16 protein-coding genes and 1 tRNA gene are annotated in these 23,510 nt (G+C 70.3%); 10 read left to right on the top strand and 7 right to left on the bottom strand.

Annotation, left to right across the window (positions count from 1 at the left end; all coding sequences use genetic code 11):
* The 4 genes from G4D85_RS26350 to G4D85_RS26365 form a co-directional block, all read right to left on the bottom strand.
* Positions 1 to 1,319 (bottom strand): 3'-5' exoribonuclease YhaM family protein (locus G4D85_RS26350; RefSeq protein ID WP_205525714.1); only part of this gene is annotated, 1,319 nt, incomplete at its 3' end.
* 48 nt (positions 1,320 to 1,367) lie between these two features.
* Positions 1,368 to 2,507, bottom strand: a complete 1,140-nt coding sequence (locus tag G4D85_RS26355) for a class I SAM-dependent rRNA methyltransferase (RefSeq protein ID WP_164016767.1) — start codon at positions 2,505 to 2,507, stop codon at positions 1,368 to 1,370.
* Between the two features lie 150 nt (positions 2,508 to 2,657).
* A complete protein-coding gene (locus G4D85_RS26360) occupies positions 2,658 to 3,026 on the bottom strand; it encodes a hypothetical protein (protein ID WP_164016768.1) in 369 nt (122 codons plus the stop codon).
* Between the two features lie 26 nt (positions 3,027 to 3,052).
* Positions 3,053 to 4,648, bottom strand: coding sequence for an NAD(P)/FAD-dependent oxidoreductase (locus G4D85_RS26365; RefSeq protein ID WP_164017074.1), 1,596 nt, complete (start codon positions 4,646 to 4,648; stop codon positions 3,053 to 3,055).
* A 319-nt stretch (positions 4,649 to 4,967) separates the two neighbouring features.
* On the opposite strand from G4D85_RS26365, the gene G4D85_RS26370 reads away from it, so the two are divergent.
* A complete protein-coding gene (locus G4D85_RS26370) occupies positions 4,968 to 5,171 on the top strand; it encodes a hypothetical protein (protein WP_205525715.1) in 204 nt (67 codons plus the stop codon).
* A gap of 94 nt (positions 5,172 to 5,265) precedes the next feature.
* On the opposite strand, the gene G4D85_RS26375 is transcribed toward G4D85_RS26370, so the two are convergent.
* Positions 5,266 to 5,961, bottom strand: coding sequence for a diacylglycerol kinase family protein (locus G4D85_RS26375; protein WP_164016770.1), 696 nt, complete (start codon positions 5,959 to 5,961; stop codon positions 5,266 to 5,268).
* Positions 5,962 to 6,038: 77 nt separating this feature from the next.
* On the opposite strand from G4D85_RS26375, the gene G4D85_RS26380 reads away from it, so the two are divergent.
* From G4D85_RS26380 to G4D85_RS26415, 8 genes are all read left to right on the top strand, one after another.
* Positions 6,039 to 8,930, top strand: coding sequence for a golvesin C-terminal-like domain-containing protein (locus G4D85_RS26380; RefSeq protein ID WP_164016771.1), 2,892 nt, complete (start codon positions 6,039 to 6,041; stop codon positions 8,928 to 8,930).
* 94 nt (positions 8,931 to 9,024) lie between these two features.
* Positions 9,025 to 10,035 carry a type I glyceraldehyde-3-phosphate dehydrogenase gene (gap, locus tag G4D85_RS26385; RefSeq protein ID WP_164016772.1) on the top strand — a complete coding sequence of 337 codons (1,011 nt, stop codon included), beginning with the start codon at positions 9,025 to 9,027 and terminating at the stop codon, positions 10,033 to 10,035.
* 40 nt (positions 10,036 to 10,075) lie between these two features.
* Positions 10,076 to 11,263: a phosphoglycerate kinase gene (locus G4D85_RS26390; RefSeq protein WP_164016773.1), complete on the top strand. Its 1,188-nt coding sequence runs from the start codon at positions 10,076 to 10,078 to the stop codon at positions 11,261 to 11,263.
* Positions 11,264 to 11,310: 47 nt separating this feature from the next.
* Positions 11,311 to 12,084, top strand: a complete 774-nt coding sequence (gene tpiA, locus G4D85_RS26395; RefSeq protein WP_164016774.1) for a triose-phosphate isomerase — start codon at positions 11,311 to 11,313, stop codon at positions 12,082 to 12,084.
* Positions 12,085 to 12,186: 102 nt separating this feature from the next.
* Positions 12,187 to 12,606: a preprotein translocase subunit SecG gene (secG, locus tag G4D85_RS26400; protein WP_164016775.1), complete on the top strand. Its 420-nt coding sequence runs from the start codon at positions 12,187 to 12,189 to the stop codon at positions 12,604 to 12,606.
* 86 nt (positions 12,607 to 12,692) lie between these two features.
* Positions 12,693 to 12,774: transfer RNA gene (locus tag G4D85_RS26405), tRNA-Leu, on the top strand.
* Between the two features lie 227 nt (positions 12,775 to 13,001).
* A complete protein-coding gene (locus G4D85_RS26410; RefSeq protein ID WP_164016776.1) occupies positions 13,002 to 16,571 on the top strand; it encodes a CHAT domain-containing tetratricopeptide repeat protein in 3,570 nt (1,189 codons plus the stop codon).
* Positions 16,572 to 16,673: 102 nt separating this feature from the next.
* Positions 16,674 to 20,180 (top strand): CHAT domain-containing tetratricopeptide repeat protein, encoded by a 3,507-nt coding sequence (locus G4D85_RS26415; protein WP_205525716.1) that lies wholly within the window; start codon positions 16,674 to 16,676, stop codon positions 20,178 to 20,180.
* Here the strand turns inward: G4D85_RS26415 and G4D85_RS26420 are convergent.
* Positions 20,135 to 21,088, bottom strand: a complete 954-nt coding sequence (locus G4D85_RS26420) for a hypothetical protein (RefSeq protein ID WP_164016777.1) — start codon at positions 21,086 to 21,088, stop codon at positions 20,135 to 20,137. The genes G4D85_RS26415 and G4D85_RS26420 overlap by 46 nt on opposite strands.
* A 330-nt stretch (positions 21,089 to 21,418) precedes the next feature.
* Here G4D85_RS26420 and G4D85_RS26425 point away from each other — a divergent pair, with 330 nt between their 5' ends.
* Positions 21,419 to 22,513: an ADYC domain-containing protein gene (locus tag G4D85_RS26425; RefSeq protein ID WP_164016778.1), complete on the top strand. Its 1,095-nt coding sequence runs from the start codon at positions 21,419 to 21,421 to the stop codon at positions 22,511 to 22,513.
* Between the two features lie 25 nt (positions 22,514 to 22,538).
* Here G4D85_RS26425 and G4D85_RS26430 read toward each other — a convergent pair whose 3' ends face one another.
* Entirely contained in the window at positions 22,539 to 23,489 is a 951-nt protein-coding gene (locus tag G4D85_RS26430; protein ID WP_240359507.1) for a sigma-70 family RNA polymerase sigma factor, read from the bottom strand.
* Positions 23,490 to 23,510: the final 21 nt, after the last annotated feature.

Consider the following 23,510-nt stretch of genomic DNA (forward strand, 5'->3'; position numbering starts at 1 on the left):
TGCGCCCCCGCCTCGGGCTGCGCGCCACCCTCGGGCGGGGTGCCGCCCTGGGGCTTCTCGCCGCCCTGCTCACGAGGCTTGTCGCCCCGAGCCTTGCGCTTCTCGTCGCGCGACTTGCGGCGGCCGCCTCCGCCCTCCACCGGGGCGCGGCCCCGCGAGGTGGGCGCGGGGGCCTTCCACAGCTGCCGGTCATAGTGGCGCAGCACGTCCGTCCACTTGTCGTTGGAGTCGCGCTGCATGGCCTCCAGCCACGAGGCGATGCGCGAGTCCAGCGAGTCCAGCGCGTGGACGATGTGCGCCTCCAGCGTCATCGGCACCTTGGGGCTGCCGTACTCCAGCTGGCCGTGGTGGGAGAGGACGAGGTGCGTGAGGTGCTGCTCCAGCAGCGGCGGGAAGCCCGGAATGGCCAGCGTCTTCTCGCGAATCTTCTGCGCCGTCATGACCAGGTGGCCGACGAGCTTGCCCTCATCGGTGTAGTCGAAGCCCTTGTCGGGGGAGATCTCCGCCACCTTCATCACGTCGTGCAGCAGCGCGCCGGCCAGGAGGAGGTCCCGGTCCGCCATGGGGTAGTGGTCCGCCACCCGCAGCGTCAGCCGCATCACCGACAGCAGGTGCTCGGCCAGCCCGCCGCGCCACGCGTGGTGCATGGCCTTTCCGGCCGGCGCAATCGGCAGGCCCGCGGCAATCTGCGGGTCGTCCAGGAAGGCCAGCAGCAGCTGCTTCACGTGCGCGTCATTCACCCGCTCGGAGACCATCTCCCGGATGAGGCCGGCGGCGCGCGCGCCGCCCGAGCCGTCCCGGGCGCCTTCGCCGCCCCGGGGCTCCTTGCCTTCCTTGCCGTCGTTTGCGGCGCGGGCCTCGGCCTTCTCGGCCTTGTCCGCACGGGGCTCGCGGGCCTCGGGGGCCTTGGCCTCCGCGGCGGGCTTCGCCTCGGGGGGCGGGGCCGGGGGCGGCTCGAACTCCTTGGGGTCCAAGGGCTCCGGGTCCAGCCGCTCCACGGCCTCCACGACGACCTGGGTGCGGCCGTGGAAGCTGATGACGCCTCCCTGCACCAGCACGAAGTCGCCGGACTGGAACGTGGGCTCCAGTGCGTCGACCTGGTCGAAGATGCGGGCATCCACCTCGCCGCTCTTGTCGACGAGGGTGATGGCGAGGAACACCTTGCCACTGCGCGCGGTCACCTTCTCCTTCTTCGTGACGCGGAAGACGGTGTTGACGCGGTCCTTCTCGCGCAGATCCGCCGCGTACACCTTGCGGACGGTCTCCACGGAACCCTCCGGGGTGGGGGGGGCGGTCTCGGGCGTGTTTTCGTTGGTCATTTCGGCGGCGGACACTAGCACCAGGAAGGCGCTTCGAGGGGAACTGCGTCAGCTGACTTCGAGCGCCACCGCGTCGAGGTACTCGGAGCCCGGTGAGCCCACCAGTGTGGGGTGGTCCGGGGGCAGGCCCAGCCGGGCCAGCCGGGTGGCGATGCGGGCCTCCCCCTCGCAGGCGGTGGCCACCAGCTCGTCGAAGCCCCCCAGGGCCAGGGGCGGGTGGTAGCCGGCCACCAGCAGCCGTCCCCCATGTCGGGTGCGGCGCAGGGCGTGCCGGAGCTGCTCCACGAAAGCCTCCTCCGAACCCACACCGGGCGTGTCCAGGAGCACCAGGTCGAAGGTGTCCCGCAGGGCGCGGAGCACCTGGAGCGGCTGGCCCGTCTCTACCGTCGCCCGGCCCAGCAGCCCGTTGGCCTCGGCGTTCTCCCGGGCCAGGTCCGCCGCGTCCCCGTTGCTGTCGAAGGCCAGAATCTGCCGCGCCCCATGCAGCCCGGCATGGACGAAGAGGCCCCCCACGTTGCAGCACGCGTCCAGCACCCGGCCGCCATTGGCCAGGCGGCCCACGAAGCGGCGCAGCTCGCGCTGGTCGTAGTGGTAGCCCGTGCCCGCGCCATAGTTGAGGTCCACGGTGAAGCGCGCGCCCAGCTCCAGCAGCCGGCACCAGCGGGGCGGCGTCCCGTAGAGGACGTGGGGCCGCTGCGAGGGCAGGCCCAGCACCTTGCGCCGCGGGGTGTCGTTGCGCAGCAGCACCGAGCTGGCGCCCGTCACCTCCACCAGCCCGCGGGTGATTTCCCCCTGCCGCGCGTCCATGGCGCGGGTGAGCGTCTGGACCACGAAGTGGGTGTCGTACCGGTCGACAATGAGGCCGGGCAGCCCGTCCCCGTCATCGTTGACGATGCGGCAGAAGCGCGGGTCGTCCACCATCCGGCCGCGCCGCTCGTAGGCGTGGCGGAGGTGGCGGGGGATGAGCCCCTCCACGGCCTCGTCCGGCTGGCCCAGCCGGCGCACCGCGTATGAGGACTCCAGGTCCACGTCCCCCAGGCCCAGCACCGAGCCATCCTCGTCCCGGAGCTGCACGGCCTCCCCGGGCTGCGGCGTTCCCTCCATGGAGACGATGTCCTCCCGGCGGAGCCAGGGGGCACCGTGGCGCAGCCGGCGGGCGGCGTCTCGGGACAGATAGGTGCTGAGCAAGTGTGTCCTCCCTCTCGCGAGTCACCGTGGGCACCGCCGCCCACGGGCGTCCTCCCGGGGGAGAACATGTGCCGTCGGCCGGTAGCTTGCGGCGGGCGCCGGGACGCCGCGCAGGAGGGCAGGGGAGCGAGCGGGCCCGGGGCCCGGACTTCAGCCCGCGGGCGGCGGGCGCTTGAACGCCTTGAACGTCACCCGGGTCAGCATGAAGCTGGCCATCAGGGCGAGGACGATGCCCAGCAGGCGCAGGTTCCAGCTGTCGCGGAACAGCAGCGACAGGGCCAGCCCGCCCAGCAGCACCACGCCCATCACCATCAGCGCCTGCCCCCGGGCCGCGGCCCCGGAGGACGTGCGGCGCGCCTGGGCCAGCGTCGGGAGGCTGCCCGCCTTGCGCCACGTGAGGGCGGTCTCCTCGCGGACCTCGTCCTCCGGGTCCACCAGCCCCTGGACGTAGGCCCGCTCCACGTCCAACAGGCTGGGGTAGACCAGCTCACCTTCCGGCGTGCGCACCACGTAGCGCATGGGGCCCTCCTCCCGGGTTGCCCGGACTAGGACAACTCGATGGCAATCTGCTCAGCGACGCGAAGCCCATCAATGGCGGACGACACGATGCCGCCCGCGTAGCCACAGCCCTCACCGGCCGGGTAGAGCCCCTTGAGGGACACCGACTGCAGGTCCTCCCCACGGGTGATGCGCACGGGGGACGAGGTGCGGCTTTCGATTCCGATGAGCTTGCCCTCCTCGCTGATGAAGCCCCGCATCTTCCGCTCGAAGGTGCGCAGGGCCTGCTTGAGCGAGACGGTGAGCCGCTCGGGGAAGAGGCGGTTGAGGTCCGTGTGCGCCAGCCCGGGGCGGTAGCTGGTGTCGCCCGGGTCCTTCTTCACGCGGCCGGCCAGGTAGTCCGGAATCGTCTGGGCCGGGGCGTAGAAGCGCCCACCGCCCAGCTCATACGCCTTGGACTCCCAGTGGCGCTGGAACTCCAGGCCCGCCAGCGGTCCCCGGAAGCCCTCTCGCTCGAAGTCCGCCACCGACACGGAGACCACGATTCCGGCATTGGCGTACTTCGCGTTGCGGCGCGAGTTGCTCATGCCGTTGGTGCACTGCAGGCCCTCCTGGGTGGGCGTGGGCACCACGATTCCGCCGGGGCACATGCAGAACGAGTAGACGCCGCGCACCTCGCCGTCCACGTCCAGGTTCTCCGCCAGCTTGTAGTCGGCCGGGGGCAGCTTGGGATTCTTGGCGGCGTTGCCGTACTGGATGCTGTTGATGAGCGCCTGCGGGTGCTCGGCGCGGAAGCCGAGCGCGAAGGGCTTCGCCTCCACGCTCACCCGGCCGTCGGCGGCGAAGCGCTCGTACAGCTCCCGCGCGGAGTTGCCGGGGGCGAGGACGACGCGGTCGCTCTCCAGGGTGCGGCCGTCGGACAGCTTCACGCCCGCCACGCGCCCGTCCTGGTAGAGGAGGTCATCCACCCGGTGCTCGAAGAGGACCTGGCAGCCGCCGGCGATGAGCTCGTCGCGCAGCTTCGCCACCGCGCCCGGCAGCAGGTCCGAGCCGATGTGCGGCTTGCCCTCGACGAGGATGTGGTCCGGCGCCCCGTACTTCGCGAAGGCCTCAATCACCTTGCGCACCATGGGGTGGTTGATGCGCGTGGACAGCTTGCCGTCCGTGTAGGCACCGGCGCCGCCCTCCCCGAAGTTCATGTTGCTCTCCGGGTCCAGCGAGCCGTCGCGCATCAGCTTCGCCACGTCCTTGCGGCGCGGCACCACCTCGCGGCCGCGCTCAATCAGGATGCTGCGCACGCCGCGCTCCAGCAGGCCCAGGGCGGCGAACAGCCCCGCAGGGCCGGTGCCGATGATGATGGGCCAGCGCTCCGGCGGCTTCACCGGAAGCAGGGGCTCCGGCGGAGGAGGTGCCTCACCCACATCCGGGGGCAGGCGGCCGGGCTTGCGGCCGGGGGCCAGCTCCACCTCCAGTGTGTAGATGTAGCGGGGACTGCCCTTCTTCCGCGCGTCCAGCACCGAGCGCACCACACGCACGGCGGCGAGGTCGGAGCGGGTGACTCCGAGCTTCTCCGCGGCGCGCTGACCGAGCAGCTCCTCCGGCTCGTCCAGCCACAGCCCGATGTTGTTCACCCGATACGCCATTGCCATTCGCTCCTGGTGGGGGCGCGTATCTGCTCCGCCCCCGTGAAAGATTGCAAGCACTTGAAACAACTAGGGCCTCGACGCACTGCGTGGGTGCGTACCCGCCGATGCACCCCCCTCCGCCATCCCCCCGTGCCGACGACGGGTGCGTAACAGGCTTCGCACCCGAAAAAGGGCCATGCCGAGCCCCGGTGTCCTTCAACCCCTGGGAAATGCTGGGGAATCCGTTTGGAAGAGAACGTCTGGCACGGGGGTTGAAGTGTTGAGGCCGCATGCTTATGCGGCGCCCCTTCAACGCCGCTTTCTGGAGGCAATCACTGTGAGCACCGATCAAAAGGGCACCCGGATCCTGGCGCGCACCTTCTTCAACCAGCTGCGCGCGAGCGGCTACACGCCGCACCAGGTCATCGGTATCGCCACGGAGCTGCTCGATCTGGTGACCACGGACCTCAAGGAAGGCGACAAGGCCGTTGCCGTCCAGGCAACACAGGAGCAGGGCTCCGAGTGGCGCCAGCGCGCCTGAGTCCGTAGTCTTCGCACCATCAACCCCGCGGGCGCGCGGGCTCCGGACTGGTTTCGGGGCTCCCGCCCGCGCGGAGGCAGCACCCGGACCGGCCTCAGCCGGTTTTTTTGTTTCGACTGACTGCTGAATCGGCCGTCACCGCCGCGGAGCGGCGCAGTTCCTGCCTCCGGACGTACGCGGCGGCGCCGGCGACGACGAGCAGTCCTCCCGTCATCGCGGTGAAGACGATGCTGGCCGTCTCCAGCGCCAGCAGCGTCAGCAGCGCGCTCGCGCCCAGGAAGGCGCCCACGTCCACCGCGAGGGGCCGGCGCTGGGGCAGAACCAGGACGATGACGCAGGCGGTGAGGGGCAGGCCCAGCTTCACCTGCCGCTCAATGGCCTCCGTGCTGGCGCGGACCGTCTCCCAGTTGTGCACGAGGATGGCGGCGAAGATGACCACCGTGCCCAGCGCCAGCACCAGCACCCCGGCGGCGGCCGCGTCCTTGGTGAGGCGGGCCTTCTCGTCGAACTGCTGGACGGCCAGGTCCACGAGGTGCTCCAGGGCGCTGTTGAGGATTTCCGCGAAGAAGATGAGGAGGACGCAGAAGATGAGCGTCACCTTCTCCGCGAGCCCCAGGGGGATGCCGCTGCCCACCAGCCCCACCAGCACCCCGGAGATGAGGTGGACGCGCATGTTGCGCTGGTGGACGACGGTGTGGATGAGCCCCGCCCACGCGTGGCCGAACGAGGCGAACAGCCCCGAGCCCCGACGGGGAGGGAAGGCGGAGGGTGGCCGGACAGGTACGTTCATCGGTGATTGAAGGGCGGGCACCCTAGCATTCGCGGCTCCCGTTGCCCCTCGGACGTGAAGGGGTATGGTCTGACCCCGTGAATTCCGCTTCCTATCGTTACTGGTCCCGCCTGGGGGGCGCGGCCCTGTCCCTGCTGTTGACTTCCACCCTGGCGCGGGCGCACGCCCCGGCCGCGCCCGTCGCTTCCGAGGCCTCGCTGGACGAAGGGGCCTGCGGCCTGGAGCCGCCCGGCGTGCAATACGTCCCCACCCCGGGCCCGCGCGCGCACGAGACGCGCCGGTGGTCCGCCTCGGAGCCGCCGGTGGTGCGGCGCGAGGAGCGGGGAGGGGCGGTGCGCAGGGCGCTCGCCGGTGTGCCGCAGACGCGGGTGCGCGGTGGGGCGCTGTCCGGCAAGGTGGTGTACCTGAGCCCCGGCCACGGCTTCTACCGCAGCGCCCCGTTGGACCGCTGGGCCACGCAGCGCCCCAACTCGTGGGCGGTGGTGGAGGACCTCGTCTCGGCGGAGGTGCTCAACCAGTACCTGCTGCCCATGCTGATGGGGGCGGGGGCCACGGTGGTGCCGGTGCGCGAGCCGGACCTCAACGCGCGCATGGCCCTGCTCGATGCGGGGCAGGAGGGCTACACCGAGACGGGGGAGGCGGCCCTCTTCCAGGACTCCGCTCAGCCGGGGTGGGGCACTCCGCCGGTGCCCATGGGCAACGCGGTGGAGCCCTTCTCACTGGGCACCACCCGCGTCATGAGCACCGCGAGCACTGTCACCGCGAGCGCGACGTGGGCGCCGGAAGTCCCCGCGGACGGCAGCTACCACGTGTACGTCTCGTACGCGGCGGACCCGGCGCGGGCGGTGGACGCGCACTACGTGGTGCGGCACGCGGGCGGGGAGAGTCACTTCCGCGTCAACCAGCGCCGCCATGGCGGCACGTGGGTGCTGCTGGGCCGCTTCTACTTCAAGGCCGGCCGGCACCCGGAGACGGCGTCGGTGGTGGCGATGAACGACACCGCGGAGGGCGGCACCGTGTCGCTGGACGCGGTGCGCTTCGGCGGGGGCCGGGGGCTCATCGGCGATGCCCAGGTGGCCGCGCTGGAGCGGCCCCGCTACGAGGAGGCAGCGCGCTACCACGTGCAGTTCAGCGGGGCGCCCGCGTCCGTGTATGCGCCCACCGGGGCCAACGCGCTGTCCAACGAGCGCAACGCGGACGTCACCGCGCGCCCGCGCTTCGCGGCGTGGCTGCACGAGGAGGGTGAGGACGCGGTGTACCTGGCCTGGCACACCAACGCTGGCAGCACCGGCACGGTGATGGGCACGGAGGCCTACGTGTACGGGCCCAACCCGGTGGACGGCACGCTCAACTTCACCGGCGTGGCGGGCAGTGACGTCATGGCCCGCGCGCTGCTGGACGAAATCGGCAGGGACTTCCGCCGCGAGGTGGACCCCAACTGGCGGATGCGCAACCTGCGCTCGGCCAACCTGGGCGAGGTCAACCCCACGCACAACCCGGAGATGCCGTCCGTGCTGCTGGAGATGGCCTACCACGACAACATCACCGACTCGAACCGGCTGAAGGACCCGGCCTTCCGTCGCGTGGCGGCGCGCGCCATCCTCCAGGGCCTCATCAAGTACTTCGCCGCGCGGGACGGCCAGCCCGTGCACCTGCCGCCGGAGGCCCCGGACGCCGTCGCCGCGCGCAACGGCACGGCGGGCGCGGTGGGGGTCCGCTGGGCCGTGCCTGGCGCCAACCCGGATGAGGAGGGCCGCGACGCGCCCACGGGCTACCGCGTCTATCAGAGCGCGGACGGCCTGGGCTGGGACGAGGGCACCGAGGTGACGGCCACCTCCTTCACCACGACGCTGGCACCGGGCACGGTGCGCTACTTCCGCGTGGCGGCGCTGAACGCGGGCGGGGAGGGCTTTCCGTCCTCCAGCGTCGGGGTGCGGACGCCGGTGGGCGCGCAGGCGCCCGTGCTGCTCGTCAACGCCTTCGAGCGGCTGGACTCCGCGCTGACCTGCGCCGAGGCGCTGGACGCGTATGACCTGGCGGCCCCGGTGCGGGTGCTGGTGGAGGCGATGAACGACGGCACCTACGTGCGCCGCCATGGCGAGGCGCTGGTCTACGCGAACTGGCCCTTCGACAGCGCCACCAGCGCGGCGCTGGGGGCGGGGCTCGTCACGCTGGCCGCTCCGTATCAATTGGTGGACTGGTTCACCGGACGGGGCGGCGCGGATGGGGCACGGCCCACGCGCCAGGAGCAGGACGCGCTTCGCGCCTTCGTCACCGCGGGGGGCCACCTGATGCTGTCCGGCACCCAGGTGGCGTCCGCGCTCGCCGTGGGCAGCGCGGAGGACCAGGCCTTCCTGGCGGACATCCTGCGCGCGACAGTGGCCGGTGGCACGCCGCCGCTCACGGTGGAGGGCCTGCCGGGCGACTGGCTCTCGGGCCTGTCTGGCGGGGCGCTGGATGACGGCACGCGCGGGGCCTATCCGGTGGGCGTCACTGACGTGCTCACCCCAGCCTCCGGGGGCTCGCCGGTGCTGCGCTACACGGGCACGGACCTGGTGGCGGGCGTGGCTTCCGCCCCGGGCGGACAGGTGCTGCTGCTGGGCGTCCCCTTCGAGGGAATGGTCAGCCCCTCCCGGCGCGCCTCACTGATGTCCGCATTCCTGGTGCGGACGGGCCTGCTCGCCGAGCCGCCGGCTCCGCCCGCCGAGGACCCGGGTGGTCCGGGCCCTGGCCTGCTCACCGCCTGCGTCGCGGCGCGCGGGCTGGACCCGCATCCCCCGCCGCCTCCGCCCCCGCCGCCTCCTCCCACCCCCATCGTGCTGGAGGAGCTGCCTCAGTTCTATCCACTCGGTGACTCCGGCTGCGGCTGTGGGGCTGGAGGGGGAACGGGCTCCGCGCTCTGGCTGTTGCTCGGGGTGATTGTTCAGCTTCGGCGTGCGCACCGTCGCGGGAGCGACGCGAAGCGTTGACTCGGCGGGTGCGGATGCCTACGGTCGGCGCCCTCGAAATTGACGTGACGACACGTGGGCCTCGCGCTCACGCCCTGCAAGGAGACACTTGGACATGGCTACCCGTATCGCCATCAATGGCTTCGGTCGCATCGGTCGCTGCATCCTGCGCGCTGCCCTGAGCCGCAAGGAGGACCTCGAGATTGTCGCCATCAACGACCTCGACAAGCCCGCGGCGCTGGCGCACCTGTTCAAGTACGACTCCGTGCACCGCACCTGGCCGGGCACGGTGAAGTCCACCGAGAAGGGCATCGTCGTGGACGGCAAGGAGATTGCCGTCACCGCCGAGAAGGACCCGACGGTGCTGCCCTGGAAGTCCATGAACGTGGACGTGGTGCTGGAGTGCACCGGCCGCTTCACCGCGCGCGAGGGCGCGGAGAAGCACCTGAAGGCGGGCGCGAAGAAGGTCATCATCTCCGCCCCGGCCAAGGGCCCGGACATCACCATCGCCTACGGCATCAACCACAACGAGTACGACCCGGCCAAGCACCACGTCGTCTCGAACGCCTCGTGCACCACCAACTGCCTGGCGCCCATCGCCAAGGTGCTGGTGGACAACTTCGGCATCGAGAAGGGCCTGATGACCACGGTCCACAGCTACACCAACGACCAGCGCATCCTGGACCTCACCCATGACGACATGCGCCGCGCCCGCGCCGCCGCGCTGTCCATGATTCCCTCCAGCACCGGCGCCGCGAAGGCCATCGGCGAGGTGATTCCGCAGCTCAAGGGGAAGATGCACGGCATCTCCGTTCGCGTGCCCACCCCGAACGTGTCGCTGGTGGACCTGACGGTGAACACCCAGAAGCCCGTCACCGCCGAGGCCGTCATCGAGGCGTACCGCAAGGCCGCGGACGGGGCGCTCAAGGGCATCCTCCAGTTCAGCGACGAGCAGACGGTGTCCGTGGACTACAACGGCAACCCGCACTCGGCCATCTTCGACTCCACCAACTGCTTCGTGGTGGGCGACAACATGCTGAAGGTCATGGCCTGGTACGACAACGAGTGGGGCTTCTCCAACCGCATGGTCGACACGGCGAAGTTCCTCGTTTCCAAGGGCGTCTAGTCCCAGGGCGTTGAAGGGCACCGAGAGGGGAAGGACCGAGATGATCCGCTACATCGACGACCTGCAGCTGACCGGGAAGCGTGTCTTCATCCGCGTGGACTTCAACGTCCCGCTGGAGGGGCGGCGCGTGACGGACGACACCCGCATCCGCGAGGCGCTGCCCACCATCCGGCGAGCGCTGGAGATGGGCGGGAAGGTCATCCTGGCCTCCCACCTCGGCCGGCCCAAGGGCGCGGACCCCAAGCTGTCGCTCGAGCCGGTCGCCGTGCGGCTGGCCGAGCTGCTCGGCGGCAAGCACGAGGTCATCCTCACGGATGACTGCATTGGCGACGGAGTGAAGAAGCAGGTGAAGGAGCTCAAGGAGGGCCAGGTGGTCCTCCTGGAGAACCTCCGCTTCCACAAGGAGGAGGAGGCCAACGACGAGGCCTTCGCCCGCGAACTGGCCGCCAATGCCGACGTCTACATCAACGACGCCTTCGGCACCGCGCACCGCGCCCACGCCTCCACCGCCGGCATGGTGCCCTTCGTGAAGGAGAGGGCGGCGGGCTTCCTGATGCGCAAGGAGATTGAGTACCTGGGCAAGGTGCTCAAGAACCCGGAGAAGCCCTTCGTGGCCATCCTGGGTGGCTCGAAGGTGAGCGACAAAATCAAGGTCATCGAGAGCCTGCTGCCCAAGGTGGATGCGCTGCTCATCGGCGGCGCCATGGCCTACACGTTCCTCAAGGCGCAGGGCGTCGAAGTGGGCAAGAGCCGCGTGGAGGGGGACAAGCTGACCCTGGCCACGCGCATGCTGGAAGCGGCGCAGCGGCTGAAGGTGCCGCTCGTCCTGCCGGTGGACCACATCGTCGGCACGGAGCTCACGGAGAACAGCGTCGCGAAGGAGACGCCGGACAACGCGATTCCTCCGGACATGATGGGCCTGGACATCGGCCCCAAGACGCGCGCCATCTACTCGCAGCACATCCGCGACGCGCGCACCGTGGTGTGGAACGGGCCCATGGGCCTCTTCGAGGTGAACAAGTTCGCGGAGGGCACCCGCTCGGTGGCCGCCGCCATGGCCATCAACACCCAGGCCACCACCGTCATCGGCGGTGGCGACAGCGCGGCCGCCGTGGAGCAGATGGGCTTCGCGGACAAGATGAGCCACGTGTCCACCGGCGGCGGCGCCTCCCTGGAGTTCCTTGAGGGGCGTGAATTGCCGGGTATCAAGGCGCTGGAAACGCGGTAGGCTGCGCACCCGCAACGCAACCTGTACCTACACCCCTGGGGGGTTACATGGCCGCCGCTGCTCGTCGTCGGAAGATCGTCGCCGGCAACTGGAAGATGAACAAGACGGTGCCCGAGGCACTGGCCCTGGTTCGCGAGCTGCGGGGGCTGGTGGCCCCGCTGGGGGACACGGTGGAGGTGGTGCTGGCGCCGACGTTCGTCGCGCTGCAGCCGCTCCACGTGGCGCTGGAGGGCGCGCCGCTGCAGTTGGCGGCGCAGAACTGCCACTGGGAGACGTCGGGTGCCTTCACCGGCGAGGTGTCCGCGCCGATGCTGGCGGAGCTGGGGTGCGCCTACGTCATCGTGGGGCACTCCGAGCGCCGGCAGCTCTTCGGCGACACGGACGAGCTGGTGAACAAGCGGGCCCGGGCGGTGCGGGCGGCGGGGATGACGCCCATCGTCTGCGTGGGCGAGACGCTGGCGGAGCGCGAGGCGAACCAGACGCTCGAGGTGGTGGAGCGCCAGGTGCGCGGGGCGCTGGCGGGGTTCGAGGCGAAGGACGTGGCCACCTTCGTCCTGGCGTACGAGCCGGTGTGGGCCATCGGCACGGGCCGCAACGCCACGTCGGCGCAGGCGCAGGAGGTCCACGCGGCCATCCGGGCGCTGCTCGGACGCCTGTACGACGGGGAGACGGCCGGGCGGGTGCGCATCCAGTACGGCGGCAGCGTGAAGCCGGACAACGCGGCGGAATTGCTGGGCCAGCCGGACGTGGATGGGGCGCTCGTCGGCGGGGCCAGCCTCAAGGCGGCCGACTTCGCGGCCATCGTCAAGGCGGCCTCTTAAAGAGGGGCCGGAGCTGGAATGGGTGGGCGGAAGAAGTTGTCACCCGTTCACCAGTTTGTGTAGGGTGCGCCTCCTTCTCACGGAACGTCTGGAAGACCTCCCATGCTGACCTTCGTCACGATCGTGCACGTCATCGTTTGCGTGTTCATGATCTTCGTCATCCTGCTGCAGCCCGGTAAGGACGCCGGCATGGGCTCGGCCCTCGGCGGCGGCGCGGCCACGAGCGCCTTCGGCGGTCGCGGTGCGGTGACCTTCCTGAGCAAGCTCACGGGCGTCTTCGCGGCGCTCTTCTTCTTCACGTCGCTCGGCCTGTCCTTCGTGGGGCTGCGCTCCTCGGTGGCGGCTGGCGGCTCGGTTGCCGCGCCTCCGGCGCAGACGGCTCCGGCGACCCCGGGTGCGACGACGCCCGCAGCTCCTGGCAGCATGGAGCAGCCGCGCGGTGAGACGCCCGTTCCGCCTACGCCCTCCGAGGGTGCGGCGGCGCCGACGTCCGCGCCGCCTGCTCCCGCTCCGGCGCAGTAGGCGTCAGGAAGAGCCCGGCTCACGCGTTGGTTGAAATTGTCGTTGCGTGAGTCGGTGAGGTTCGGTAGATGGAGCGCGCAGCAAATGCCCAGGTGGTGGAACTGGTAGACACACCAGCTTGAGGGGCTGGCGCCGCAAGGTGTGCGGGTTCGAATCCCGCCTTGGGCACTCCGATAAAGGCCTCCGAGTCGAAAGACTCGGGGGCCTTTGTCGTTTCAGGGCTCGGTGTGTCCTGCCGATGTGCCCCAGTGGGCCGCCGGATCTTCCGTGCTACCTCCTGCTCCGATCCGGATTCCTCTGGCCCGCCTGCATGATTCTCCGGGTCATCGGCTCTATCCGCCTGGGTGAGCTGTCACGGCCGGGAAGTCGAACCCGGACAGGCTCCAGGAGCGGACATGCGGCGGGTTCGCGGGTGGATGCTGGCGGTGCTGCTGTGCTGTGCGGCAGGCGCGGCGGACGGGGAGGACTCCCCGGTGGCGCGGCTGCGGGAGGCGCAGACGGCTTTCGACGAGGCGAACACGTACTGGGAGGCGGGCCAGTACGCGGAGGCGCTCGCGAGGGGAGAGCAGGCGCTGGCGCTGCGCGAGGCAGTGCTCGGGGGCGCCCATCCCGACGTCGCCCGGTCTCTGGACTGGCTCGGGGGGCATCAGCTGCTTCGGGGGGAGTCCGCCCGAGCCGAGCCGCTCCTTCAGCGAGCGCTCGCGATTCGGGAAGCGGCCCTGGGCGCGCGCCACCCGGAGGTCGCTCAAACGCTCAACACCCTCGCCACCCTCTACCTGGCCCAGGGGTTGTACGGCCGCGCCGCGCCGCTCTACTTGCGTGCGCTGGCCATTCGGGAATCAGCCCTCGGCAAGAGCCATCCCCTTGTCGCCGAGTCGCTCAACGACCTCGCCGCCCTCTACCTGACCCAGCAGCTGTACGCGCTAGCCGAGCCGCTCCTTCAGCGCGCGCTCCCGATACGGGAAGCGGCGCTCGGCCAGCACCATCCGGACGTCGCTCAAACGCTCTTCAACCTCGCCAGGCTCTACTCGGGTCAGGGATTGCTCGCTCGTGCCGAGTCACTCCATGTGCGCGCGCTGGCGATACGGGAAGCGGTTCTCGGAAAGAACCATCCGGACGTCGCTCAGTCGCTCACGGGCCTCGCCAGGCTCTACGTGCAGCAAGGGTTCTACGCTCGTGCCGGGCCGCTCGACGAGCGCTCCCTGGCCATTCGCGAAGCGGTTCTCGGCGAAAACCCTCCGGATGTCGCCAGCTCGCTCACCAGCCTCGCCAGCAACTACTCGGGTCTGGGTTTGTTTGTTCGTGGCGAGCCGCTTCTTCGACGCGCGCTGGCCATTCGGGAAATGGCCCTCGGCAAGGGCCACCCGCTCGTCGCCCAATCGCTCGGCAGGCTCGGGAGACTCTACGTGGAGCAGGGGTTGTATGGCCGTGCCGAGCCGCTCCTGCATCGCGCGCTCACCATTCAGGAGTCGACCCTGGGCGGGAACCACTTCGCCGTCGCCGAGTCGCTCTTCGACCTCGCCACCCTCTACATGGCCCAGGGGTTGTACGGCCGGGCCGGGCCTCTCTACGCGCGCGTGCTGGCCATTGATGAAGCTGCCTTGGACAAGGACCATCCCGTCGTCGCCGACTCGCTCATCACCCTCGGCGACCTCTACGGGGCCCAGGGGTTGTACGGCCAGTCCGAGCCGCTCTACACGCGCGCGCTGACGAGTCTGGAGGCGCGCCGCGGCAAGAGCCATCCCTACGTTGCCAGGTCGCTCATCGGTCTCGCCAACGTCTATCAGGCCCAGGGGGCCTATCGCCGCGCCGCGCCGTTCTACGCGCGTGCGCTGGCCATCATGGAAGCCTCCCTGGGCAAGAACCATCGCGGCGTCGCCTTCTCACTCAACAACCTTGCCGGCCTTTATGCGGCCCAGGGGTTGTACGGCCGGTCCAGTCCGCTCCATGAGCGCGCGCTCGCCATTCTGGAAGCGACTCACGGCAAGAACCATCCCAGCGTCGCCGCCACGCTCAACCACCTCGCCGTGGCCCGTCTGGCCCAGCATGACCTCGCCGAGGCCCTGGCGCTGTTCTCCCGTGCCTTTACCCTGTCCGAGCAACGCCTGCGTCAGGAGGCGCTCGTCTTCTCCGAGTCGCGTCTGGCCAGCTTCCTCCAGCATCTGCGCTCAGACGAGGAGCGACTCTATGCGCTGCTGCGCGCCCATCCCGGCGACGCGAGCGTCAGGCGCCTGGCCCTTGGCGCCGCGCTCCTTCTCAAGGGCCGCTCCGTCGAGGAGAGCGCCGACATCTCTCGCGCCGTCTACCGGAGCCTCGGTGAGAAGGAGCGCGACATCTTCGAGCAGCTGGGGCGGCTGCGCACCCAGCTGGCGCAGCTGTCACTCCAGGGCCCCGGCTCGCTGCCCCTGCCCGCCCACCAACAGCGCCTCGAAGAGCTCTCCGGGCAGGCCGCCGCCCTCGAAGCCGACCTGGCCCGGCGCTCCGCCCCGCTGCGTGAGCTGGCCTCGCTGCCGGCTCCCGCGGAGATTGTCGACCGGGTCGCCACGTCTCTTCCCGGCGACGCGGCCCTCGTCGAGTTCATCACCTACGAGGACCGCCCGCTGGTGCTCGAGCCCGGTACGCCCACGTCTCCGCGTCCCAGCCAGTTGCGCTACCTGGCGCTGGTGCTCTTCCCTGACGCCACCATCCACTTCCAGGATCTGGGCCCCGCCGAGTCCATCGACCTTGCCGCCTCACACTTGCGAGACGCGCTGGCCACCCGCGACGCCAACTTTCGGGTTCCCGCCCAGGCGCTCTACCAGCTCGCCTTCCAGCCCCTGCTGCCGCTGCTGGGCAATACCCGCCGCCTGTTCCTCTCGCCGGACGGCCAGCTCGCCCTGGTGCCCTTCGCCGCGCTGCACGATGGCCACGAGTTCCTCGTGGACGCCTTCGACTTCACCTACCTCCCCTCGGGAAGGAACCTGCTGCCGCGCCCCCAGGAGAGCAACGCCCCAGACTCCGTGGTCGTCCTCGCCGACCCGGACTTCAGTGCTGTGCTTCCAGCACTGCCTCCTTCCAAGGGGGACACTTCCATGCTGGCGGCGCGCTCCCTCCCTGGTGCGCGCTCCTCCTCCACGCTGCGTGCGGACCTGGCGTCGCGAGCGTGGGCTCCCGCCCCGCTGCCCGGCACCCGCCAGGAGGCCGAGAGCATCAAACGCCTGCTGCCCCAGGCCGAGCTCTTCCTGGGCGCGGAGGCCACCAAGGAGCGGCTGCTCCAGCTGCCTCCCCCTGGCATCCTCCACCTGGCCACCCATGGCTTCTTCCTGGAGGACGCGCCCGGGCCCCCGGACTCCCGCGCAGTGGGCCAGTTCGGAGCACTGGGCGAGGACTCCCTGGCACCGAGCCTTCCAGACCCCCTGCTGCGCTCCGGCCTCGTCCTCGCTGGCGCGGGCGCTCCGGCACCCTCCAGCGCCAGTCCCGCCGACGCTCCTTCTGACAGCGCGCTGGTGACGGCGCTGGAGCTGGCGGGCCTCAACCTATGGGGCACCCAGCTGGTGGTGCTGTCCGCGTGCGACACCGGCCGAGGCGACGTGAAGCTCGGCCAGGGCGTCTACGGGCTTCGCCGCGCGCTCGTGGTGGCAGGGGCCGAGACGGTGGTGATGAGCCTGTGGAAGGTGAACGACGACACCACCCGGCGGTTGATGGAGGTCTACTACCGCAAGCTGCTCGCGGGCCAGGGCCGCGCCGCCGCACTGCGCGAGGCCATGCTCTGGCTGCGGACCACCAGGCCGCATCCACACGATTGGGCACCGTTCATCGCGCTGGGTCGAGACGCTCCGCTGCGCGGGCTGGGGCCCAAGCCGTCGGGACTGGAGCACGCGCTCGACGTCCGGGCCGAGGGCCTCCACGGCTTGGGCCCGGGTGCCGTGGGCGCAAGCGTGCTTTCAGAGATGGGTGCTCGTGACGCCAACCGTCCAGGTCACTGAAGGCAGGACTCCGCGCATGTCTTTGTATGATTTGTCCGGCTCACCGTCTCCCTGGTGACCGTTGAACGTTCAATGGCCGCCCTTTGGACTCATGGGGGAGACATGCGGCATGTGTTCGGGTGGATGGTGGTGGTGGTCCTGTGCTGTGCACCAGGCGTGGCGGGCGGGGAGGAGTTACCGGAGGCACGGCTGCGGGAAGCGCAGACGGCCTTCGAGGAGGCAAACACGTTCTGGGAGGCGGGCCAGTATGCGGAGGCCCTCGCAAGGGGTGAGCAGGCGTTGGCGCTGCGCGAGGCGGTGCTCGGGGGCGCCCATCCCGACGTCGCCCGGTGTCTGGACTGGCTGGGGTTGCATCACCTGCTTCGAGGAAAGTCTGCCCGAGCCGAGCCGCTCCTGCGGCGCGCGCTCGCGATTCGGGAAGCGGCCCTGGGCGCGCGCCACCCGGAGGTCGCTCAAACGCTCAACACCCTCGCCAATCTCTATCTGGCCCAGGGATTGTACGGGCGGGCCGAGCCGCTCTACGCACGTGCGCTGGCCATTCGGGAAGCAGCGCTCGGCAGGAGCCATCCCCTGGTCGCCGAGTCGCTCAATGACTTCGCCAACCTCTACTGGGGCCAGGATTTGTACGCCCGTGCCGAACCGCTCTATGCGCGCGCGCTCGCGATACGGGAGGCGGTGCTCGGCAAGCACCATCCGGACGTCGCTCAAACGCTCTACAACCTCGCCAGCCTCTACCACCAGCAGGGAATGTACACCCGTGCCGAGCCGCTCTACGCGCGTGCGCTGGCCATTCGAGAAGCAGCTCTTGGCAGAGAACATCCCCTCGTCGCCGAGCCGCTCCACTGGCTTGCCGTCCTCTACCGGCAGCAGGGGCTGTACGCCCGGGCCGAGCCGCTCTACGCGCGTGCGCTGGCCATTCTGGAAGAGGCCCTCGTCAGGAACCCTCCCGATGTCGCCGCCTCGCTCGACCACCTCGCCAGCCTCTACCGGCGGCAGGGGCTGTACGCCCGTGCCAGGCCGCTCTACGCGCGCGCGCTGGCCATGCGAGAAGCAGCCCTCGGCAGAAACCATCCCCTCGTCGCCCAGTCGCTCAACAATCTCGCCGCCGCTTACCAGGCCCAGGGGATGTATGGCCGGGCCGAGCCACTCCACGAGCGTGCGCTGGCCATTCGGGAAGCGGCCCTGGGCGAGAATCATCCCGACGTCGCCGATTCGCTCTCCGACCTCGCCGACCTCTACCTGTCCCAGGGCGTGTATGGCCAGGCGAGGCCGCTCTACGAGCGCTCGCTGGCCATTCGGGAAGCGGCCTACGGCGAGGACCATCCCTACGTCGCCTTCTCGCTGGTCGCCCTCGGCCATTTCTACGTAGCGCAGGGCTTGCATGGTCAGGCCGAGCCGCTCTACGAGCGCGCGCTGACGAGTCTGGAAGCAGTCGTCGGCAAGAGCCATCCCGTCGTCGCCGAGTCGCTCAACAATCTCGCCAGCGTCTACCAGGCCCAGGGGTTCTATCGCCGTGCCGCGCCGCTCCATGCGCGTGCACTGGCCATCCTGGAAGCCTCCCTGGGCAAGGAGCATCTCAGCGTCGCCTTCTCACTGGGGCACCTTGCCGGCCTCTATTCAGCCCAGGGCTTGTATGACCAGGCGAGGCCGCTCTACGAGCGCGCGCTCGCCATTTTCGAAGCGACGCTCGGCACGAATCACCCCAGCGTCGCCGCCACGCTCAACCACCTCGCCGTGGCCCGTCTGGCCCAGCATGACCTCGCCGAGGCCCTGCCACTGTTCTCCCGCGCCTTCGCCCTGTCCGAGCAGCGCCTGCGTCAGGAGGCGCTCTTCTTTTCCGAGTCGCGTCTGGCCAGCCTCCTCCATCATCTGCGCAGCGACGAGGAGCGGCTCTATGCGCTGCTGCGCGCCCATCCCAGCGACGCGAGCGTCAGGCGTCTGGCCCTTGGCGCCGCGCTCCTCCTCAAGGGCCGCTCCGTCGAGGAGAGCGCCGACATCTCCCGCGCCGTCTACCGCAGCCTGGGCGAGAAGGACCGCGACACCTTCGAGGGGCTGGGGCGGCTGCGCACCCAATTGGCCCAGCTGTCACTCCAGGGCCCCGGCTCGCTGCCACTGCCCGCCCACCAACAGCGTCTCGAAGAGCTCTCCGGGCAGGCCGCCTCCCTCGAAGCCGACCTGGCCCGGCGCTCCGCCTCGCTGCGCATGCTGGCCGCCCTGCCAGCTCCCGCGGAGATTGTGGACCGGGTCGCGGCGGCACTGCCTGGTGATGCGGCCCTCGTCGAGTTCATCACCTACGCGGACCGGCCGCTCGTGCTCGAGCCCGGCGCACCCGCATCCCAGCGCTCCAGTCAGCTGCGCTACCTGGCGCTGGTGCTCCTTCCCGATGCCTCCATCCATTCCGTGGACCTGGGCCCCGCGGCGTCCATCGACCTGGCCGCTTCGCGCCTGCGAAACGCGCTGGCCAATCGCGACGTCGACTTCCACGCCCCCGCGCAGGCGCTCTACCAGCTCGCCTTCCAGCCCCTGCTTCCACTGCTGGGCAGTACCCGCCGCCTGTTCCTCTCGCCGGATGGCCAGCTCGCCCTGGTGCCCTTCGCCGCGCTGCACGATGGCCACCAGTTCCTCGTGGACGCCTTCGACCTCATCTACGTCCCCTCCGGAAGGAACCTGCTGCCTCACCCCCAGGAGCGCGACGCACCGGACTCCGTGGTCGTCCTCGCCGACCCGGACTTCAGCGCCGTGGCTCCAGCGCTGCCTCCCTCCAAGGGGGACACTCCAGTGCTGGCCACGCGCTCCCTTCCTGGAGCGCGCTTCTTCTCCAGGCTGCGCGAGGGACTGGCGTCGCGAGCGTGGGTGCCCACCCCACTGCCCGGCACCCGCAAGGAAGCCGAGAGCATCAAGCGCCTGTTGCCCCAGGCCGAGCTCTTCCTGGGGGCAGAGGCCACCAAGGAGCGGCTGTTGCACCTGCCGCCCCCCGGCATCCTCCACGTGGCCACCCATGGCTTCTTCCTGGAGGACACGCCCGGGCCCCCAGCCTCCCGCGCCGTCGCCCAGTTCGGGGCGCTGGGCGAGGACACCCTGGAACCGAACCTCCCGGACCCCCTGCTGCGCTCGGGCCTCGTCCTGGCTGGGGCGCGCGCGCCGGTGCCGTTGGGCTCCAGTCCCGTGGCGCCTCGGCCTGACAGCGCGCTGGTGACGGCGCTGGAGCTGGCGGGCCTCAATCTGTGGGGCACCCAACTGGTGGTGCTGTCCGCGTGCGACACCGGGCGGGGGGATGTGAAGCTGGGGCAGGGCGTGTACGGCCTGCGCCGGGCCTTTCTCGTGGCGGGCGCGGAGACGGTGGTGATGAGTCTCTGGAAGGTGAATGACGAGACGACCGGAGCCCTCATGGAGGCCTACTACCGCCACCTGCTGGCTGGGCAGGGCCGAGCCATGGCCCTGCGCGAGGCGATGCGCGAGTTCCGGCGGACCCAACCTCATCCCCACTACTGGGCGCCCTTCATCGCCATGGGACGGGAGACGCCGCTGCGCCTGCCCGCCCCAACGCCAGGGCGAGGCCTGGACTACGCGGCGGGCTTCTCCTTGTGGGAGCGCCAGATGAACGAATAGACGTCCATCAGGTCCCGAGGCTTGTGCCCCGCGGCTTCCAGCCGCTCGGACGTCTTCCGCGCCACATCCAGGAAGCGCTCGTAGGAGGTGCCGGTGACGGGCGCGTGCTTGTCCGCCATGAGGTTCAGGATGAGCGCCTGCTGCTCGAAGACGGTGGGCTTCACGAAGGTGTGCTGCGTGGGGGCGTACAGCGCCTGCAGCAGCGTGGCCAGGGGCCAGGTGACCTTGCGGCCCTGGCCCGCCGCGTCCCGGATGAGGACCGAACTGGCGAACTTCTCGAAGCGCGGTCCGTGTGGGCCCTCGCCGTGCAACAGCTCGCCCAGCGCCGTCACGAACCCGGCCCGGTCCTCCTCCTTCATGGAGGCGAAGGGGATGGGACCCTCGATGGGGAACACGAGGTTGGTGAAGCCCAGCAGCTTCTTGGAGACCTCGAAGGTCTCCTCCGTGGTGGCGCTCGCCAGCCGCTCGGGCGACAGCTGCGCCTGGGCGAGCTTGATGGCCGCGGTCTTGTAGCCCTTCTTGCCCTTCGTCTCAGGGGCTCCTCGCTCCTCGGAGACGAACTTCTCCCCCTCGAAGCCGCCGGGGAAGAAGGTCTCGAACCAGCGCACCTGGGCCTCGAAGGAGGGGAACGCGGCGACGAGTGGGCGCGCCGCCTTCGGCTTGGTGGGCTTCCTCGCCGCGCCGCCCTGCGGGTGTTTCCCGCGCAGCCGGGCGTCCACCGTCCGGGCCTCGTCCGCGCTCAGCTCGACGGCCTGGAGCCCCTTCACCTGGGACTTGACGAAGATGCGGCGGCCCCCGTGCTCGAAGTAGAGGAAGAGCTTGCCATCCTTGTCCTCCAGCAGCGTCGCGCGGCCCCAAGCGGGTTGGCTCTGGAGCGTGTAGAGGGTCGGGGTGGCAGCGGCGCGCATGCGGCTCTTTCAGGGGGCAGCCGTCCACGTCCGCGGCGGCTTGCCGCGGTGGCGCTCTCCGGCGGGACCCCAGGGTGGCGAGAAGCCCCCAGGGTACGCCAGGAACGGAGAAACGTCTCGGGTGACGACGGCAGGCGGTTGCGCCCCAGGAACACTGCCACCTGGCAGGCGTGCGCCGGCCTCCTGCGGGTGTTCTTGGAGCTGGGCACGACGGGGCGTGGCGAGCGCTGACTCGACGCGGGCGGATTCCGTGCATGATTCTCCGAGTCCTTGGCTCTCTACGGTTGTGGGCCAGCTGTTCGGCCCACCGAGCTCACCGGAGAGAATGCGATGAAGAAGTCCCTGCTGATCTGCCTGTTGCTTCAGCTCCCCGTGCTGGCGCACGCCACCGCTCCGGCTTCTCCGAAGCCCGCGCCCGCGAGGCCCGCGGGCGTGGTGTCCGACGCCGAGCGCTATGCGCGCCGGTGCCAGTCCCAGTCCGGCTACCGCATCGTCAGGCCCCAGGGGACGATGTTGTGGGGCACCAAGCGGGACTGGAACACCGAGAAGCGGACCGAGGAGCGCAGCAGCGTGCTCGTCTCCACCGACCTCGCGCCCCTGCGGTGGGCGGATGACGGGGTGACGGCCCTGCGGCTCGAGGGCGGGCACCTGGTGGCCTCTCCCGCCCCGGAGGCAGGGGCGACCACCAGCGGCGTCGTCGGCACCGTGCTCCAGGGGACCGCCAGTGACGGCAAGCCCGTGGAGGTGGCCATCTGCGGCGCCGAGCCCTCCGCCGAGGACCCTGGCATGGTCTTCTACCGAATCGAGGCCTGGAACGCGGTGGCCCAGGAGTGGGAGAACCCCTGCGTCGCCGTGGACCGTGTGCCCGACCCCCGCGCCCTCGCGGTGAGCGGAGTCTGGGATGCCAGCGGGGCGCGCAAGGACGTCCCGGGCAAGCTCACCTTCGCCTGTCAGAACGGCGCCATCACCAAGTGCATCCTCTGGGGTTACAAGCCCTGGGCCAGTCGCGACGGGCAGTCGCTGGCCGACTTCCATCAGGCCTGCACCCGCCTGGTGCGCGCGGACTACTGCGGCGATGGCCGAAGCCACACGCGTCAGAACACCACCATCGACATCTACGACCGGCTCGGCATGCTCGAGCAGGCGGCCGTGGCCTCGGCGGAGTGGGACCCCGCGAGGGCGTCATTCGAGGCGGCGTGGGCGCCCGACGGCGCCACCTGCCTGGCGCGCACCCGGGATGACCGTGCGCTGGAGACCATCCTCCAGGAGTGCCCCAACCGGTTCCAGAAGGGCGCTGCCGTCGAGCTGGGCAAGGGGGAGCGCTGCACGGTGCGGCGAGCGGACGTGAGCCCCGGGGCCGCGCTGCTGCGGAACCTGTCGTATGGCGCCTCGAACGGCCCCGCCTCCCAGGACAAGAGCCTGTAGGGCTTCTCCGGGGCCGCCACCTGCGTCAGCCGTCCTTGGGCGCGGGCACGACGCCCTTCTCCTCCAGGACCTGGCTGATGTTCAGGTCCAGCTGGCTGCCGATGAAGGCCAGGAAGCTCTTGAAGCCCGGGGTGGACAGGCCCAGCCGCTCCTGCAGGCGGCGCCGGGTCTCCTCGTAGACCCGCTGCCGGGCACTCTTCAGCCAACGAGAGATGGTCGATTGATTGACGCGAAAGAGCGAGGCCAGCTCGTACGTCGAGAGCTGATCCGCGAAGTGGAGCCGCAGCAGGTGGCGCTCGTCGGACGAGAGCGTGGCGGCGGCTTCGCGCACGGCCTGGCGGAACTCGGCGTGGTGACGCCGCTTCATGACATCCAGCTCCGGGTCAATCCCTTGCCCCGGCAGTACCTTGAAAATCTCTTCCGAGCTGTCGTCCGGCGCGGGCTTCTCGGCGGCTCGCAGCTTGTTGGCGATGCGTCCGGCGGTGACAAGCACCCAGCTCAGCAGTGCACCGCGCCCCGTGTAGTCTCCAATCTTCGGCGCGCTCTCGGGCGTGGCGACCAGGAGCTTCACGCGCGTTATCTGGCAGACGTCGTCAATCATCGCGTCGGGTTGCTTGAGACTCCGGAGCTTCCCCGGCAGCCTGGCAAGGTAGTTCCGCTCGAAGGCCTCGTGGGCGGAGGCCGTGCCCTGAAGACATGCACACGTGAGGTAGAGCTCCGCCAACGACAAGCTGGCGAGGAGCGGCGCGATGGGGCTGTCAGGACTCACCTTGGGAAGCCGCTCGGCGAGGTGAATCACGAACAGCCTGACGGGGAGAGTGACGGTCGGCCACTGAGCGTGTGCCTCCTCCCAGGCGCGGACCAGCAGCGTGTCGAGCGCCGTGGCCTCCTCCTCCGTGGGGGGCACGAAGCGCACCTGGGTGTGCGCGAGAAACGTCGCGACCAGCTCGGGCACCTGTTCCATGCGCAGTCCCATACCACGCGCTTCGACCGGCGC

It is taken from the genome of Pyxidicoccus trucidator (assembly GCF_010894435.1).
Taxonomy (GTDB): Bacteria; Myxococcota; Myxococcia; order Myxococcales; family Myxococcaceae; genus Myxococcus; species Myxococcus trucidator.